The following is a 17,656-nucleotide window of genomic DNA, read 5'->3' on the forward strand; positions in this document are numbered from 1 at the left end:
AACCTTAGAACCTTAAAAAATTACAATACCCTCGAAACCGTCAATCCATCACGAATTGGCAATAAAACCGTCTCAACTCTAGGATCGTCTTTTAAAAGCTGATTGTATTCTAAAAGTACTTTTGTACTAACATCATTTGGATGAACTGGTTCTAGAATTTTTCCGCTCCAAAGAACATTATCAGATAAAATGATTCCGCCTTTATTCATTTTTGGAACAATCATTTCCCAGTAATTCAGATAGTTTTCTTTATCGGCATCAATAAAAACCAAATCAAATTTTACATCCAAATCTGGAATGATGTTTACGGCTTCGCCCAAATGCTGAAAAATTTGTTTTCCCCAAGGAGAAGCATCAAAATATTTTCGCTGAAAATCGACCAATTCTTCTTTAATATCTATCGTATGCAATTGTCCGTTTTCCTGCATTCCTTCGCATAAACACAAAGCGGCATAACCTGTATAAGTTCCGATTTCAAGAATATTTACTGGACGAATTAATTTAGATAACATGCTTAAAACTCGGCCTTGAAAATGACCGCTAAGCATTCTTGGCAAAAGTATTTTTTGGTACGTTTCTTTATTGAGTTTTGCTAACAATTCTGGTTCGTTTTCAGAATGTTGTTCAATGTAATCTTCTAATTCTTGAGATATAAAATGCATGTTGTAGAATCTTGTAATTTGAATACAAAAATACAAAAATAATTCGCTTACAATTTTGCATAAAAAAACCATTCGTTTTGCGAATGGTTTCTGTTTCAGATTTAGATGAAATTTATTTTTTCAAAGCTTCATTTACTTCTTTTGCTGTTTTTACAGTTCCGTCTTTAGCCGCTTTAGCCGCATTTTCTACTTTTTCAGCGCCTTTTTTAGTAGCATCTTTTACATCTTCAGCTGCTTTTTTAGTAGCGTCTTTTACATCATTTGCTGCTTTTTCTGTAGCATCTTTAGCTTTTGTAGCTGTAGTTTCAGCTTTGCTTACCGCACTGTCTTTCACCTCTTCGATATCAGATGTAAGAGAATCTACTTTGTTGCCAAGAGTTAATTCATCTTCTGCAGGTTTATTTTCTTTTTTCTCGCATGATTGAACAGCAAATGCTAATAAGGCAATAACAGCTAAACTTAAAATTTGTTTTTTCATAATTTCAATTTTTTTTTAGGTTGATAAAACTTAAAGGTTAAATGGCTGAAAAATAAAATTACAACTTTTAAAATTACTGAGCTCTTTGTAAGATTATTTTTCTTTTAAGAGCAAAACAATTCTTGTGCCAAATTTTGATTTTTTTACTTTGCTGTTTTAAATTTTTTTAATGCAAAAAAGTTAGTTTTTGTATAAGCTGAAATTGATCACAATATCATCCTTCACTTTAATTAGTCCCGCCATTTTTACTGGAGCTTCCAATTCAATATCAGAAAATTTTAAATTAAGAGTTCCTTGAATTTTATCATCAGAATTATATAAGATGAAGTCTTTGTATTTCAGTGTTTTATCTGTGATGTAAAAGTTTAATCTGCATTTGTAGTTTTTTCCATCTTTTTTAATATCTGTAATGCTTACAGTACTATTTGGAAATTGTTTCACTTTAACTGTTCCTTGTAAATCTTTAGTCATTATTTTGTTACCGCAATCAAAGTTTGACATTTTAATATCAGTATTAAAAGTGTTTTTCTTAGCTGAGTTTACATAAACAGTGTCTTTTATATTAAAGGTATTAGAACAATTGTATTTACCAACAGTAGATAGTCCTGTGATTTCTATTTTAATTTTATTTATTGCCACAGCTGTATCTTCTGCAAAAAAAGTGGGTTTAGCACTTCCTAAGAAAAAGAAAATTGCTAAACCCATAATTAATATTGAAAATCTTGTTTTCATTTTTTTTATATTAGAATGCAATTGTTGCTTCGAATACTAAACCATTAAATTTACCACCATAAAAGTTGTTTAGATTTCCAGTTGCCGGATCTCCTGTAAATTGTGAGTAATTTTTATAGTTTTGATTAACGTAGTTTAATTTAGCTAAAATGTTTTTAGTCATAAACCAGCCAGCACTTGCTTCAAATTTATCTACAGTAACCTCTTTAGCATCAGCATTAGATAATTTCCCAGATACAGTATTGTATTTTCCTCCGATATAGAATTGTTCTGTTTTTCCAAATCTGTAAATAAGCTCTGAAGCATATTGATTAGCTGTACGTTTGTCATCAGTTCCAGCTTTGTCTCCTCCTGAAGCTAATTCGATAGTTCCGAAGAATTCAAGTCCTTTATATTTTACAAAAGGGTTAATCATGTACGTAGTAGCCCAATTTTTGAAATTAGGGTTGAACGTTGCCTCTGGCGTAGATGTTTTACTGAAACTAGTAGCAACATCAGTAGTATTTGTAGAAATAACGTTGCCATCAGTATCGGTCTTCGTAATAGTATTTTTGTAAGCGTTATTATTCAATATACCCCAATAACCAAATCCTGATCTATTAGCAGAATAGATGTTTGCGTTGCCAAGATTTGCATTATGATAATAAGAACCAGTTAATCTTATTCTTAAATCGTCATTAAGCTGTTTATCATAACCAAATTTAGCTAAGATTGAAGGGCTATGTGTTGTGTTAGTGTTTGGTCCAGTAGTATAAAAAACTTCTTCATTACTTTGATTTAAATTACCATTTGTAACACCTAACATGCTTACCCATCCACTTCTGTTGTAGTAAACCTCCATACCCATTTCTGTAGTGAAAGAATACATGATGTTGTTTCCAACAAATGCATTTCTGATTGTATTACCATTATCAGAACCTCTAAAGTGAGCATCACCAAAATTGTTCTCCATTTGCCCAATTTTAATTGTAGCATATTTCATTACATCAGCCAAGAAGTCTTTTTTGATGAAGTCTAACTTGTCAATTTGTAAGTATCCACCTTTTACATAAGAATCATTGTGGTGTCTTGAAGCTAAATAAATATCTAGATTTACTCTTACTCCATCAAACAATTGAGCACCAATATACATATCAGCAGCAGGAAGCGTAAAATTATTCTCAGTATTCATTAAGCGATATCCTGAAATTGTTCTAGTGGTAGTTCCAGTAGCTGTAGTGGTTGTAGTTGTAATGTTAGCAGGTTGATCGTTGAATGAATTTGTTGCTTGGAAATCCATGTTGAAAGCAGCACCAAGATCAATACTAAGACCTTTAAATTCTCTATTGTCTTTTTGTACGTCGAAAACGTTGATACCGTCTTTTCCTCTAGAGATTTGGTTTTGCATGTTTCCAAAGCTTACTTGTGCATTTACAGCAAACGTACTTATTACTGTAATAAATAGGATATAAATCTTCTTCATGGCGGTTATAAATTAAAGTTTAAATTAAATTTTAGGGTTAGGTCTTGACCTGTTTTAATTGTGCCAAGCATTGCAGTTGGCGATTTCATTCCAAATTCTGTAAAAGTGATTTTATTAGATCCTTGCAGATTTAAACCATCTTTTGTAACAGTTGTTTTTGCAGTTGTTTTGTATACTTTGCTAACTCCTGCAATAGTGTAAGTTCCAGTTAACTCCCAAGTAGTTTCGTTTACTTTTTCGGCAGATTTTAGAACGTATTTAATGTTTTTATTTTTATCTGTCTTTAAAGTCTCATAAGCTACTTTATCCATGCTTTTTTTCTCGCTTTTTATGGTTTCTGCTGGAAGGGTTATTGTCAATGCATCGATATCAGTTAATTTTCCGTTAGCAAGATTTAGTGATGCAGTTCCAGTTCCTGAAGCCGATTTCATTTCCCAATCGTGAAGTGTTGAAGTTCCCGCAACAGAGAAAGTAGATTTGCTGTCTAAATTGTATGATTTTTGTGCAGTAACAATTGTTGTAATTCCGAAGAAAGCGGTTACGAATGCTAAAAATTTTATTGTACTTGTTTTCATTTTTGTCATGTTTTTATTATAAAAAATAAGTTAATAAGTCGGCCAGTTTCTATTTAGTACTAAGAATGTTGTTTTAACTTGTATCAAAGATCCTTCTATAAATCAGTGAAATACATGATAAAAATCATTGTTAAAATTTTATTAAATAAGTATTTAATAACTACAACGTTTTCATTTTCTGTAAAATCGATCACTAAAGCAAAAACGGGTATTGAATTTTGTTAAGTTGTCAATTTTTAACATTTAGTTAGAGGAAATAAAAACTTAAAAAGGGTATTTATTTTAACATTAGAAATTGATTTTCTTTAGCTTAAAATAATATTGAATATCACAGTCAAATCTTTTCCAGCTTTAACAACTCCTAGTGCAGCCTTTGGTGGAGTCATTTCAAAATCGCCAAAAGTAATTTGGTTAGAACCTTGCAGTGTGATTGTTCCTTTATTAGTAGTTACTTTTACCTGAGTTTGGTATTCTTTACTTACCCCTGCAATAGTGTAAACTCCAGTTAGATTCCAAGTTGATTCATCTATTTTTTCAGCAGATTTCAAAACATATTCAATGTTTTTATGCGTATCAGTATCCAAAGCTTCATAAGCCACCTTATCCATGCTTTCTTTGTAGCTTTTTAAACTTTCTGCTAATATTGAAATAGACAAACTATGTATGCCAGCCAGTTTAGAATCTTTAACTGTTAGATTTGCAGTTCCTGTTCCTTCTGTAGATTTCATTACCCAGTCATGCACAGTAGAAGTTCCTGCAACTTCGAAAGTAGAATTTGTATTTACGGTATAATTTCTTTGTGCATTTGCCTCTAATGAAAGTGTTGTAAAAATCACTGTCAGTAAAATTGATTGAATTGTTTTCATTTTGATAAAGTATAGGTTAATCATTTAAATAAGGAAGTTTCAAATTCTGTTAGTGGTTAAAGAATTAGCAGTTATCCTTATTTCTTAGACCAAAATTATCGCGCGCGCGAAGAAAACGAAATGATAAAAATCATGGCTAAAGTTTTATTAAATTGTTATAGTAAAGGGTGCGAATCCTTATTAGTGCTAGGGTTTTTGCTTTTGTAGAGTAAAAAACAAAACATAAGTAATTGCTTATTAGTTTGTTGTGTTTTTTAAGCGAAAGAGGAAGTATCGTTTTTTCGATCCAATTTTTATTAGAGAAATAAAGAAAAAAAGGATGGAAAACGCTTTAAGTTGTAGAAAATACTGGAAATAAAATTAACTTTGCAGCATGCAAATGGAGAAAAAAGACATACGCGCCTTATCAAAAGACCAGCTTCGCGATTTTTTTGTTGAAAATGGAGATAAAGCTTTCCGCGGAAATCAGGTTTATGAATGGTTATGGAGTAAAGGAGCTCACAGTTTTGAGGATATGACAAATGTGGCAAAAGCTACAAGATCAATGCTTGAAAACAACTTTGTAATCAATCATATTAAGGTTGATACAATGCAGAGAAGTAGTGACGGAACAGTTAAAAATGCGGTTAGACTTCACGACGGACTTGTGGTAGAATCTGTTTTAATTCCGACAGAAACTAGAACTACTGCTTGTGTTTCTAGTCAAGTTGGGTGTAGTTTAGATTGTAATTTCTGCGCAACAGCGAGGTTAAAAAGAATGCGAAATCTAGAACCAGGCGAAATTTACGATCAAGTTCTAGCTATTGATAAAGAAAGCCGTTTATACTATAATCATCCGCTTTCGAATATTGTTTTCATGGGAATGGGAGAACCTTTAATGAATTATAATAATGTCATTAAAGCAATCGACATGATTACTTCTGAAGAAGGTTTAGGAATGTCTCCAAAACGAATTATGGTTTCTACTTCGGGAATTCCGAAAATGATCAAAAAAATGGCAGACGACGATGTTAAGTTTAAACTAGCAGTTTCTTTGCATTCAGCAATAGACGAAACTCGCGCTCGCATTATGCCATTCAGTAAAAACTTCCCTTTAAAAGATTTGAGAGAAGCATTAGAATATTGGTACAGAAAAACCAAAAGTAAAATATCTTACGAATATGTGGTTTGGAAAGGAATTAACGATGATAAAGCTTCAGTTGATGCATTGGTGAAATTTTGTAAATATGTTCCATGCAAAGTCAATTTAATTGAATATAACCCAATTGATGATGGAGAATTCCAGCAAGCTTCAGAAGAATCGATTATGGCTTACATAAAAGCACTAGAAAATATTGGAGTCGTAGTAAAAGTGAGAAGAAGTCGAGGAAAAGACATTGACGCCGCCTGCGGACAATTAGCCAATAAAGAAGCAGAATAATATTTGCTAAAAAATACTCCGCTAGGAGTATATGATCGGTAGAAAAAAAATATTGACTATGATTATGTCCCATCGGGACATTTGATAGGTTTTAGACAATAAAAAAGCATTAAAAACGAGAAAATAATTCTTGTTCTTAATGCTTCTTTTTTTGGGCAAAAAGGATGCTATTTTTTCAAATCTACTTCTTCTGTAACTCCGTCTTTTGTTACTGTTGCAATCGTATCGCATTCTCCGTTTCCATAATCAATAGTTGCAGTCGCACCATTTTTAGTTATAGAAACAATACCTTTTACCGCAAAACATTTTCTGCATTCTGCATTAAATTCTAAAGGTGTTGTAATTTCTGCTGAGAAAGTATCTCCGTTAGGGAAAGTTGTAGAACCGCTTCCTGTAACAACAAATACATTATCATCCCAATCGTACCAAGTATCATAGCCAGAAGTCATTTCTTTTACCAAAGTTCCTTTTCTGGTATAAACACCGCCATCATCAAAAGTAATCGTTAAATCTATCGAAGCTGTCGAAACAGGGTGAGGTGTTACCAATAAATCAGTTTCTTTAATAGTTCTTACAATACTTTTACTTCCCTGAAGTTTTTTCCCATTATGATAAAATCCTTCAAAAGTGTAGCTTATAGTTTGTGTAGAAGTGCTAAAATCGTTTGAAAAAGAAATAACCATTTTTCCTTTTACTGTATTTCCGTTATTTAGAGTACAGCCTTCAACGCCAAAATCTACTGTTTTTGTCCAAGTATTATTAGTTAAAACCTTAGTAATTGTGGCACAGCTAGGAAGGTAATTTTTTATAGGTCCGCCTGGTTTTGCATTTACATTAATCTGAGAGCTAAATTGATCCTCGGCAATATTAGTAACATCTTCTACAGAAGCATCGATTTTAGAGTTGGTTATAATCTCTTCGTTTGTAATCTCTGTTCCAGATCCATCATTTGTTTTTTCATCAGAATTACAGCTGACAAAAAAAGACATAGTAATACAAGTGCTAAGTAATAAAAATTTTGTTTTCATAAATAAATAGTTTTGGGTTCTTCTTTTTTAATTAATGAATTCAAATCAGTATTAGTTAGAGCTATTTTTGGTAGTTGTTTTTAGATTAAGGCATAATTTTTTTTAAATCCTGCCTTAAAATACACAACGTATTTTTATTAAAAATAGTATATTTGAAGTCTAAATGAATATTACGTCTCAAATAAAACAGCCTATTTTTACCGAGATGGAACTTTTCGAAAAAAAGTTCCATGAGTCGATGACTTCGAAGGTTGCGTTACTAAACCGAATCACTTATTATATCGTAAACCGCAAGGGAAAACAAATGCGTCCGATGTTTGTTTTTCTTACTGCAAAAATGGTTTCTGGAGGCACTGTAAACGAAAGAACCTACCGCGGAGCTTCGGTAATTGAGTTAATTCACACCGCAACTTTGGTACACGATGATGTGGTTGACGATAGTAATCGCCGTCGCGGATTTTTCTCTATCAATGCACTTTGGAAAAACAAAATTGCTGTTTTAGTTGGAGATTATTTATTGTCGAAAGGTCTGTTGCTTTCTATTGATAATGGCGATTTCGACTTATTGAGAATCATTTCTGTAGCTGTTCGCGAAATGAGCGAAGGAGAATTGCTTCAAATCGAAAAAGCAAGAAGACTTGATATTACCGAAGACGTTTATTACGAAATCATCAGAAAGAAAACCGCAACACTTATTGCTGCTTGTTGTGCGCTTGGCGCGAAAGCCGTAATCGAAGATGATATTCAGGTAGAAAACATGCGCAAATTCGGCGAATTGATTGGAATGGCATTTCAAATTAAAGACGATTTATTCGATTACAGTGAAGAAGCCATTGGAAAACCAACAGGAATAGATATTAAGGAGCAAAAAATGACTTTGCCTTTAATTCACGTTTTAAATACTTGTACTCCGCAAGAAAAAAAGTGGCTGATAAACTCCATCAAAAACCACAATAAAGATAAAAAACGCGTAAAAGAAGTTATTGCCTTTGTAAAAGATAATAATGGTTTGGCATACGCCGAAAACAAAATGGTCGAATTCCAGCAAGAAGCACTTGCATTACTTCAAAACTTTGACGATTCTGAGTATAAAGACGCTTTGACTTTGATGGTGAATTATGTTATTGAGAGAAAGAAATAGTTTTTAATTTGTCTTAAAAATAAAGCATTTTTTGATAAAGTATATTTCGATTTAATGTATTATCTCCCAATAAGGTTCAAACTTTAAATCATTAAAAGGTATGTCGTGTATATTTTCTGTTTTATACATTCCGTAACTAATTGTGTCTTGAATAGAGTTTATAAATTGCCAAGTTTCAGTTTCGTCATGTTTACCTTTTCCCCATGAGCGAATGTTAAAAACGGTTCTTTTGGCATTTATTTTTTTAGACAAAGACTGAATGATTTCAGTACAATTTAGGTCTAAATCTGTTGCAATGGCAATTATAATTAAGAAACTAAAACCTCTATTTTGACTGTTAGATTCATTAGTTAGAGGAGATTCATTAGAAATTGAAATATAAATATCTGGAGAATTATCTATTTTTTCACAAATGGTCCAAGTTGGTGTCCAAGATGCAAAATGGGTAAATTTTCTGTCGTCATTTGTTTTAAGAACCCATTTTTCATGCGATTTATCATTCCATGCCAATTTTCCTAATTTTTCGGCTGAGAAATATTGATCTTCTTTATTTTTCTTCGAATATTCTAATACCCTTAGAGCAGTTTTATCAAAGTAAGTTGAAAAATTTAAAATTTGTTTAAATGAGGGTTCGTAGATATTTTTCCATTGTTCCTCTTTCCAAGGCTCATTATTTTCATTCCCATTACCAAAAACAAGGTAAAATTGAAAATTTCTTTCGCTAAAGCTCATCTATTATTTTTGTAGGATATTTTTCTTATAAAAATATAAAAATATTTCTTTTAGCGAAAAACATTTCTTCTTTATTTTAATGCTTCAGCCTAAGTTATACTTAAGTTTACAGTGCATAAGAAAAAATTAATCTTATTTTTTTCACCCCTATGCAACCATTTCAAATCGACAATCGTCTATGCTAATAGAAGTCTGTTTCTAAAACCAAAACCGAAAAGCTTATTAATGAAAATTATTCATTTACATCAAGAAGAAACCAAAATCATAAAGCTGGCTGCCGAGAACAATCGTCAGGCACAGCAGCAGATTTATAGTAAGTTTTCTTCAAAAATGTTAAGTGTATGTCGTCAATATATAAAGGACATTCAATTGGCAGAAGATGTAATGATAACGGCTTTCATGAAAGTGTTTACCAATTTAAGCAAGTTTGAACACAAAGGAAGTTTTGAAGGCTGGATCCGCCGAATTATGGTTAACGAATGTATTTCGTATTTAAGAGTTCAGAAAAAAGTGAAATTTGCCGAAGATGAATTTTTTGTAGAAGAAAGCTTCAATGAAATCGACAGCCAATTTACCGTAGAACAGATTCAGTTTTTAATTGATGCTTTGCCTGACGGCTATAAAATGGTTTTCAATTTATACGCAATTGAAGGTTACAAACACAATGAAATTGCCAAGATGTTAGGAATTAATGAAGGAACATCGAAATCACAATTATCGCACGCTAGAAAAATGTTGCAAACACAAATTACTATTTTAAAAAAACAAGATAATGGAACCGAATAATTTTGAAAAGGATTTCCGTGAAAAACTTAACGAACGCCGTATAGAACCAAGCAACAAAGCCTGGGATCGATTGGATGCGATGTTGAGTGTGGCAGAAGAGAAAAAACCAGAAAAAAAATCAAAAAGAAAATGGCTGTATATCGCAGCAAGTCTCATTGGGTTTTTATTGGTTGAAACGTTGTTTTTCAATCAAAATAAAAATGCGGTTAAAACGCCAGAAACGGTAGTTGTTGAAAAAGAAACTAAAAAAGAATCGGTAACAGAAACTGTTTTAAATACTGTTGATTCAGTAAAAACTGAAACTGCAATTGCCGAAAAAACTTCGAAAGAAACAGGAAACAAAAACAAAAAAATTAGCAATCAAATTTTAAATAGAACCAGTAAAAATGAATCAAATCAAATAGCGGAGTCTTCAATCATCAAAAACAATCAAGAAAAACAATCAACAAACAATCAAACCGTAATTACAGAGAATCCTAAAAAAGAAAATGTTGATCAATTATTGCAAACAGCAGAAAATAAAGTTCTGGCAGAAAGTGGCGTTAAAAAAGCAAAAGTAAAAATCAATGCCAACGATTTATTGAATCAAGTCGACGGCGAATTAGAGCTTTCATTTAGAGAAAAAGTAATTACTAAAGTAAACAAAAACTTTCAGGAAGTAAAAGTTGCTTTGTCTAATAGAAATCAACAAGAGTAAAACATTAATAAATAAAATCATCAATCACTAATCAATCATTTTAAAAAATCAATCATGAAAAATATTACCATTTATTTCATTCTTTTCTTTTTCCTTTTGGTAAATAAAGTAATTGGACAAGAAACTTTTGAATCTGAAACAAAAAGAATCGCTAATAAAATCGAGAAAATTACAAAAGAAGAAAAAGAAGCTTTAAAAGAAGAAGTTGAAGCAGTAAACGTTCAGTTATCTGAAGGAAAAATTACTCAGGAACAGGCTGAAAAACGTAAAAAAGAATTAGCGGAGGCAAGAGCTGTAATTATGGAAGAAAAAATTACTCTGGCTCAAAATGAACTAAACGATTTAGTTCAGAAAAAAGTAGATGGAAAAATAAAAGAAGATTCTGCAAAAATCTACATGATTCGCTGGAAGTCATATAACCATCATAAAGATTCTATTCATGGTGAAAAGCGAACAACATCGCAGTTTGTATTTGCAATGGGATTAAATAATATGCTGGCAGATGGAAAGCTTCAGGATTCAAATTATAAATTTATGGGATCGCATTTTTACGAATGGGGTTTTACGTATAACTCAAGATTAATGAAAAATGACAATCTGCTTCATGCAAAATATGGACTTTCGTTAATGTATAATAATATACGTCCAACAAGTAACAGAAGTTTTGTCGTAGATGGAGAACAGACTAATCTTGTAGAAAATCAAGTTCATTTAACTGAATCTCGTTTTAGAAATGTGTATTTGGTTGCGCCGGTACATTTAGAGTTTGATTTTACGAGACCAATAGAACGTGACGGGAAAACGTATTTTAAAACTCATAAAAGTTTCCGTTTTGGTATTGGGGGTTATGCAGGAATTAACGTGAAATCAAAACAGATTTTAAAATTTGAAGAGGAAGATTTAAAATATAAAACCACAATAAAAGGCGATTACAATGTAAATAATTTTATTTATGGTCTGAGCTCATATATCGGATATAGAGAATTGAGTTTGTATTGTAAGTATGATTTAAATCCATTATTTCAGAATAATCTAGTAAAAGAGAATAACATATCGTTAGGACTTCGCGTAGATTTAAACTAAAAGTATTGGTCGTTTAGTTAGTGAAAAAAGCATCTCAACAGAGATGCTTTTTTTGATTTAAAAATGATTAAAATTCCAACAAGATTTACGTATTTTTGCTAGCTCTCAACTTTTAAAATTTAAAACACTTTGATTTCACAAAATACCATAGATTCTGTTTTTGAAACTGCTCGAGTAGAGGAGGTTATTGGTGATTTTGTCAATTTAAAACGCGCAGGAAGTAATTTTAAAGGGCTGAGTCCATTCTCAGATGAGCGTTCTCCTTCGTTCATGGTTTCTCCGGCAAAAGGAATCTGGAAAGATTTTAGTACAGGAAAAGGCGGAAATTCTGTTAAATTTTTAATGGAACATTCGCAATTTACCTATCCAGAAGCCATTCGTTATTTAGCTAAAAAATACAATATCGAAATTGAAGAAACGGAACAGACTGAAGCAGAAAAAGCCAATACAGATCTTCGTGAAAGTATGTATTTGGTTTCTGAATTTGCAGCGAAGTATTTTCAGGATGTTTTAATAAATTCTGAAGAAGGAAAAGCAATTGGTTTATCTTATTTTAAAGAAAGAGGATTTACCAACGAAACCATTAAGAAATTCAATTTAGGATACTCTCCAGAAACTTGGGATGCTTTGACGAAAGAAGCCTTAGGGAAAGGTTATAAATTAGAATTTCTAGAAAGTACAGGTTTGACAATTCCGAGAGAAGATAGGCCATTCGACCGATTTAAAGGACGCGTAATGTTTCCGATTCAAAGTATGTCAGGCCGTGTTTTAGGTTTTGGAGGACGTATTTTAACCAATGATAAAAAAGCGGCAAAATACCTGAATTCCCCAGAAAGTGATATTTACCATAAAAGTAAAGTCCTTTACGGAATTTATCATGCCAAACAATCTATTGCCAAACAGAACAATTGTTATTTGGTTGAAGGCTATACCGATGTGATTCAGTTCAGTCAAGCTGGAATAGAGAATGTTGTAGCCTCTTCTGGAACAGCTTTAACGCCAGATCAGATCCGTTTAATAAATCGTCTGACGCGAAATATAACCGTTCTTTTTGATGGAGATGCGGCTGGTTTAAGAGCTTCTATTCGAGGAATCGATTTGATTTTGGAAGAAGGAATGAACGTAAGAGTTTGTTCTTTTCCTGACGGAGAAGATCCAGATAGTTTTGCGCGAAAAAATTCTCATGACGATTTAGTTGCTTACCTAGAAAATAACAGCAAAGACTTTATACAGTTCAAAGCTTCGATTTTAATGGGCGAAGCTAAAAACGATCCAATAAAAAAAGCCGATTTGATTCGTGATATGGTTGCGAGTATTTCTAAAATACCAGACCGTATTCAGCGTGAAGTCTATATTCAAGAATGTGCTCGAATCATGGATATTTCGGAGCAGGTCCTAACGAGTACTTTGGCGCAGTTGATTCAGAAAGATATAGCTGAAGCTAATAAAAAGCAGAAACAAGAGCAAAAACCTTTTGAAGTTCATAGAAACCAGCCTCCGCAAGCAGGAGCTTTTTCGGGAGGAGATCCAGAAGATCCAAGAACGGGGCCGCCCGAAGGTTATGATTATCCAGGCGATCCAGGATATCATCCGCAAGAGCAAGCTCAAAAAGTAGATATTTTATATGGTTTTGAAAGGAAAATTATAGAAATTCTATTATTGTACGGAAGTGTAGTTGAAAATTTTGAAGATGTTTTCTTAAAAGCTGATGAAGAAGGAAATGTAAAAGAGGTTTCTGAGAAACGACAATATAAAGTATTTGAAAAAATTTATTTGAGTCTGCAGGAAGATGAGGTAGAACTCTCAAATGCTTTGTTTAAGAATATTTATAATAATATTATTGACTTCTATAACCAAAATGAAACTTTTAGTTTAGATAAATATTTAATGCATTTAGAGCCCGAATTTGCTCAGGAAGTAACCAATATTTTGATGGAAGACGAAAGGTTAACCATTCATAATTGGGAAGGACAGAATATTTATCCAAAACATAAAACGGAAACTATCGAGTTGAATGTTTCGGATACAATTTTTTCAATGCGATGGTATTTGGTTTCTGGAATTATTGCAGAATTAAAAAATTCGCTGCTCAATGATCCGCAGGAAGACAATTCTGAAGTTTTGAGTATGGTTGTCGATTATTCTAAACTGCTGAATAATTTTTCGAAGAAATTAGGCCGAGTAGTGGTGCCTTATCACTAAAAAGAAAAAAACTCTATCTTATTTGATGAATCAAGAAAGATAGAGTTTTTATAAAGGTTTTCGATTTGCTTAAAATTAAGGTAGTCGAGATTGTAATTAAATAATTTCTAAAGTCTTAGCTTTATTTACTAAGTCAACTAAATTAGTAACATTTAATTTAGTTAATAATCTCAGTTTGTAAGTACTGATCGTTTTTTCGTTCAGATTTAAGATTTTAGAGATTTCATTGTTTTTCTTACCATCACTTAAGTAGCGTAAAACCTCGATCTCACGATTTGAAAGTTTTCTGTACAGACGCTCGCTTTTACTTTGTTTAGCGATAAGTGCCATGTTTTTGCGTACTGTTTCGTTGATGATAATTTTTCCTTCGTGTACTTTAATAATAGAATGACCTAATGTTTCAAGTTTTTCTGTTTTGTGTACATACCCAGAAACTCCTGCTTTAATTGCGTTTGGAGCGTACATTTGCTCAGCAAGATCACTGAAAATAACAATTTTTGTTTTTGGGAAATTTTTCAGGATAGATTTAATTTCAAAGATACTCGAAAGACCTTCTAACTCTAAATCTAGAATTAGAATATCGATCTCCTTCGTCTGAAGAATATCTCTAACCATTGAAAAATTGCCTACGTTGGCAACAATTGAAATTTGATCGTGGTCTTTAAAATAAGACTTAACGCCAAAGTGCGTCACAGGATGATTGTCTGCTAGACATACTTTAATCATAATTTTTACCTTTTTTAGAATTGTTCATGTTTTTGGAGTGGTAAAATTAATAAATAAATTCTGTAATAACTCGCAGAGAATGTTAAAATCTATTATTTTAACGTTTTTGGTATCAAACAAACTGGAATTGGATCCATTTTATGCTTGTTGCTGGTGTTTAATCTTTTATAAATTTCAAAGACAGATTTTTCTCTCCCCTCGAAGTCAGATGCCGTATTTCCTGACTCCGCGGCTAACATTGCCCATTCTAATTCGTCGTAACTTGCACCTAATTGATCCTCATCTGTACGATTATCGCCAAATAATCCATCTGTAGGAGCAGCTGTTAAAATTGACTGCGGAATTTGTAAAAATGCTCCTAAAGCGTATACATCAGATTTCATTAAATCAGCAATCGGACTTAAATCGACGCCGCCATCTCCATATTTTGTGTAAAAACCTACACCAAAATCTTCCACTTTGTTTCCAGTTCCGGCAACAAGTAAACCATGAATTCCAGCTAAATAATATAAAGAAGTCATTCTAATGCGTGCACGTGTATTTGCTAAAGCTAAATTTACTTTTGCTTCGTCAGCTGTTGAAGGCACTGCGCTTTTAAATGATTCAAAAACTCCTGTCAAATCTGTCTGAACATCAGAAACATTTGGAAAACGTTTCTTAAGTTGTTCAATATGTTCTTTGGCTCTATTTACTTGGCTTTCTGCCTGATGAATTGGCATTTCTACACATAAAACTTTCAGTCCTGTCTGCGCACATAAAGTTGAAGTTACTGCAGAATCTACACCTCCAGAGATTCCGATTACAAAACCATTTACTTTTGCACTAGTAGCATAATTTTTTAACCACTCTACAATATGCGTATTTACCTTTTCTGTCTGAATTGTGCTTTTTTTAGCCATAATAGTTTAAGTTTTAAGATACAGGGATGTATATTTGCAGAATTATTTTGAGTATGCAATTACTTAAAATTCTGATAACACAAATCTAATTAAAATAAAATGAAAATTTATCGCTTTGCAGTGGTTCTATGCCTGTTTTTTTTGTCCTGTGATCAAAAAAGTAAGGTTGAAAAAGAAGTAGAAGAAATTCCAGTTGATATCAAAGTAGAACGTTTTGATAAAGTGTTTTTTGAAACCAAACCTCAAGATCTTGCAAAGATAAAAAAGCAATATCCGTTTTTCTTTCCTGGAAACGATGACAATATTTGGATTCAGAAAATGAATGATCCAATCTGGAGAGAAGTTTACGACGAAGTTCAGAAAAAATACAGCAATTTTGAACCTGTTCGTAAAGAGTTCGACGGACTTTTTCAACATATAAAATATTATTTTCCTAAAACTAAAATTCCTAAAGTAATTACAGTTATTGGAGAAATGGACTATAGTGCAAAAGCAATTTATGCAGATAGTCTTGTGGTTGTTGCTTTGGAACTTTATTTAGGAAAAGACCATAAGTTTTATGAGTTCCCGAATTATTTGAAACAAAATTTCGAAGAAAGACAGATTATGCCAGATGTGGTTTCTAGTTTTTCTTATAGAAATATTCCAAATTCATTGGATAAAAGTTTAGTTGCTCAGATGGTTTTTGAAGGAAAACAGCTTTATGCAAAAGATTTGCTTCTTCCTGAATATACAGATGCAGAAAAAATAGGATATACTCCAGAACAAATTAAATGGTGTGAAGAAAATGAAGCTTATATGTGGCGTTATTTCATAGAAAATGAAATGCTTTACAGTGATGATCCGAAATTGAGAACACGATTTATAGCTCCAGCGCCTTTCTCTAAATTCTTTTTAGAAATAGATAATGATTCTCCAGGACGAGTAGGAACTTGGATTGGATGGCAGATGGTACGTTCTTACATGAAAAATAATAGTAATGTTTCTTTGGCAGAATTATTTAAAATTGATGCAAAAGAAATCTTCGAAAAATCAAAATATAAACCTAAGAAATAATGGCAAATATAAACTCAGAGATTAAATTCAATATAGAATTAGATGAAAACCGCGTTCCAGAAAAACTAACATGGAGTGCACAAGATGGAGGAGTGCAAGCGGAAGAAGCTAAAGCGATCATGTTGTCTATTTGGGACAGCAAAGTAAAAGAAACAATGCGTATCGATTTGTGGACGAAAGATATGCCGGTAGACGAAATGAAGATCTTCTTTCATCAGACTTTAGTTGCAATGTCAGATACTTTCAAACGTGCAACAGATGACGAAAAAATGTCTGATACTATGAAAGATTTCTGTGATTACTTCGCAGAAAAACTAGAGCTTACGAAATAGTTACATTTCAAATAAATGAAATCCCAAATTCCAATCTTATCCCGAGACTTCGGGAGGAGTTTGGGATTTTTTTATTGTTTTAAAATAAATTGGAATTCTATTTTGTAATTAAATCTTAAAAAGGTATTTTTCCAATATCGTTTTAAGAAAAAATAATATGTGGTTTCCTTTTATTGTAAGTCTTATAGGGCTGTTTTTTTTACTTGCTAATGCCATAAGGTTTTCTGCCACATGTAAAAACAGAGATGTAATGTATCGTATGATTACGATCTATTTAGGTCTTTTATTTTGCGTTGAACTCCTCTGCAATATCATTGGATTTCTCTATCCTAATTCGAATTTTTTCCTTTCTCACTATTATTTTATTTTTCAGTTCATCACGTTAAACTTATTTTTCTACAATAGTTTTTCAAATAAGATATTCAAGCAAATTATGATAATCGTGTTTGTTTCAGTATTACTTTTTTTAGGATGTCAATATTATAAACGACCTTCACTTTATTGGGAATTTAATTTGATCGAAATTGCAATAACATCAATTCCGCTATTATTTTACGCATTCTATTTTATTATATCGAATTTAAAAAATGTCAAGCATGATTATTTTTATTTCTGCAATGGATTAATTATTTATTTAACAAGCAGTGCAGGTATTTTCTTGTCTGGAAATAGTGACTCGGTAGTTTTTACTGAACCGTTTTTCCTTGATTTCTGGTTCTTTAATTCTTTATTTTATATTCTATATCAGTTTTTAATCTATAAAGAATGGAAAGCTTTAA

18 protein-coding genes are annotated in these 17,656 nt (G+C 32.1%); 8 read left to right on the plus strand and 10 right to left on the minus strand.

All coding sequences use genetic code 11. The features are described from left to right. Positions 1-20: 20 nt before the first annotated feature. The 6 genes from DM444_RS05060 to DM444_RS05085 all read right to left on the minus strand — a co-directional run bounded on the left by DM444_RS05060 (position 21) and on the right by DM444_RS05085 (position 4,775). Complete coding sequence (locus DM444_RS05060; RefSeq protein WP_111284805.1) at positions 21-662, minus strand: O-methyltransferase; 642 nt, start codon at positions 660-662, stop codon at positions 21-23. Positions 663-774: 112 nt separating this feature from the next. Further along, complete coding sequence (locus DM444_RS05065) at positions 775-1,140, minus strand: hypothetical protein (RefSeq protein ID WP_111284626.1); 366 nt, start codon at positions 1,138-1,140, stop codon at positions 775-777. A gap of 180 nt (positions 1,141-1,320) precedes the next feature. Continuing rightward, positions 1,321-1,872, minus strand: coding sequence for a hypothetical protein (locus tag DM444_RS05070; RefSeq protein ID WP_111284627.1), 552 nt, complete (start codon positions 1,870-1,872; stop codon positions 1,321-1,323). Between the two features lie 10 nt (positions 1,873-1,882). Further along, positions 1,883-3,334, minus strand: coding sequence for a hypothetical protein (locus tag DM444_RS05075; protein WP_111284629.1), 1,452 nt, complete (start codon positions 3,332-3,334; stop codon positions 1,883-1,885). Between the two features lie 5 nt (positions 3,335-3,339). After that, complete coding sequence (locus DM444_RS05080) at positions 3,340-3,909, minus strand: YceI family protein (RefSeq protein ID WP_239455591.1); 570 nt, start codon at positions 3,907-3,909, stop codon at positions 3,340-3,342. 305 nt (positions 3,910-4,214) lie between these two features. After that, the gene (locus DM444_RS05085) at positions 4,215-4,775 is read right to left on the minus strand and encodes a YceI family protein (RefSeq protein ID WP_111284633.1); all 561 of its coding nucleotides are present in this window, start codon (positions 4,773-4,775) and stop codon (positions 4,215-4,217) included. Positions 4,776-5,148: 373 nt separating this feature from the next. Here DM444_RS05085 and rlmN point away from each other — a divergent pair, with 373 nt between their 5' ends. Next, entirely contained in the window at positions 5,149-6,195 is a 1,047-nt protein-coding gene (rlmN, locus tag DM444_RS05090) for a 23S rRNA (adenine(2503)-C(2))-methyltransferase RlmN (RefSeq protein ID WP_111284635.1), read from the plus strand. A 167-nt stretch (positions 6,196-6,362) separates the two neighbouring features. Here the strand turns inward: rlmN and DM444_RS05095 are convergent, their stop codons facing one another. Then, entirely contained in the window at positions 6,363-7,223 is an 861-nt protein-coding gene (locus DM444_RS05095; RefSeq protein ID WP_111284637.1) for a hypothetical protein, read from the minus strand. A gap of 163 nt (positions 7,224-7,386) precedes the next feature. On the opposite strand from DM444_RS05095, the gene DM444_RS05100 reads away from it, so the two are divergent. Then, on the plus strand, positions 7,387-8,364 hold the full coding sequence (locus DM444_RS05100) for a polyprenyl synthetase family protein (RefSeq protein WP_111284639.1): 978 nt from the start codon (positions 7,387-7,389) through the stop codon (positions 8,362-8,364). A gap of 51 nt (positions 8,365-8,415) precedes the next feature. Here DM444_RS05100 and DM444_RS05105 read toward each other — a convergent pair whose 3' ends face one another. Continuing rightward, positions 8,416-9,096 (minus strand): hypothetical protein, encoded by a 681-nt coding sequence (locus DM444_RS05105; protein WP_111284641.1) that lies wholly within the window; start codon positions 9,094-9,096, stop codon positions 8,416-8,418. A 225-nt stretch (positions 9,097-9,321) separates the two neighbouring features. Between DM444_RS05105 and DM444_RS05110 the strand changes: the two genes are divergently transcribed. The 4 genes from DM444_RS05110 to dnaG all read left to right on the plus strand — a co-directional run bounded on the left by DM444_RS05110 (position 9,322) and on the right by dnaG (position 13,864). Then, positions 9,322-9,882: an RNA polymerase sigma factor gene (locus DM444_RS05110; RefSeq protein WP_111284643.1), complete on the plus strand. Its 561-nt coding sequence runs from the start codon at positions 9,322-9,324 to the stop codon at positions 9,880-9,882. After that, the gene (locus tag DM444_RS05115; RefSeq protein ID WP_111284645.1) at positions 9,869-10,579 is read left to right on the plus strand and encodes a hypothetical protein; all 711 of its coding nucleotides are present in this window, start codon (positions 9,869-9,871) and stop codon (positions 10,577-10,579) included. The genes DM444_RS05110 and DM444_RS05115 overlap by 14 nt, the downstream gene beginning before the upstream one ends. Positions 10,580-10,633: 54 nt before the next feature. Then, the gene (locus tag DM444_RS05120) at positions 10,634-11,662 is read left to right on the plus strand and encodes a hypothetical protein (protein ID WP_111284647.1); all 1,029 of its coding nucleotides are present in this window, start codon (positions 10,634-10,636) and stop codon (positions 11,660-11,662) included. A 129-nt stretch (positions 11,663-11,791) separates the two neighbouring features. Beyond that, complete coding sequence (gene dnaG / locus DM444_RS05125; RefSeq protein ID WP_111284649.1) at positions 11,792-13,864, plus strand: DNA primase; 2,073 nt, start codon at positions 11,792-11,794, stop codon at positions 13,862-13,864. Between the two features lie 96 nt (positions 13,865-13,960). On the opposite strand, the gene DM444_RS05130 is transcribed toward dnaG, so the two are convergent. Together DM444_RS05130 and nadE are read right to left on the minus strand one after the other, a co-directional pair. Next, on the minus strand, positions 13,961-14,590 hold the full coding sequence (locus tag DM444_RS05130; protein WP_008467169.1) for a response regulator transcription factor: 630 nt from the start codon (positions 14,588-14,590) through the stop codon (positions 13,961-13,963). A gap of 92 nt (positions 14,591-14,682) precedes the next feature. Continuing rightward, entirely contained in the window at positions 14,683-15,489 is an 807-nt protein-coding gene (gene nadE, locus DM444_RS05135) for an NAD(+) synthase (protein WP_111284651.1), read from the minus strand. A 99-nt stretch (positions 15,490-15,588) separates the two neighbouring features. On the opposite strand from nadE, the gene gldB reads away from it, so the two are divergent. Then, a complete protein-coding gene (gene gldB / locus DM444_RS05140; protein ID WP_111284653.1) occupies positions 15,589-16,545 on the plus strand; it encodes a gliding motility lipoprotein GldB in 957 nt (318 codons plus the stop codon). Next, positions 16,545-16,877 (plus strand): gliding motility protein GldC, encoded by a 333-nt coding sequence (gldC, locus tag DM444_RS05145; protein ID WP_162614920.1) that lies wholly within the window; start codon positions 16,545-16,547, stop codon positions 16,875-16,877. The genes gldB and gldC overlap by 1 nt, the downstream gene beginning before the upstream one ends. Positions 16,878-17,656 lie beyond the last annotated feature (779 nt).

This window comes from Flavobacterium ginsenosidimutans, from assembly GCF_003254625.1.
Classification (GTDB): domain Bacteria; phylum Bacteroidota; class Bacteroidia; order Flavobacteriales; family Flavobacteriaceae; genus Flavobacterium; species Flavobacterium ginsenosidimutans.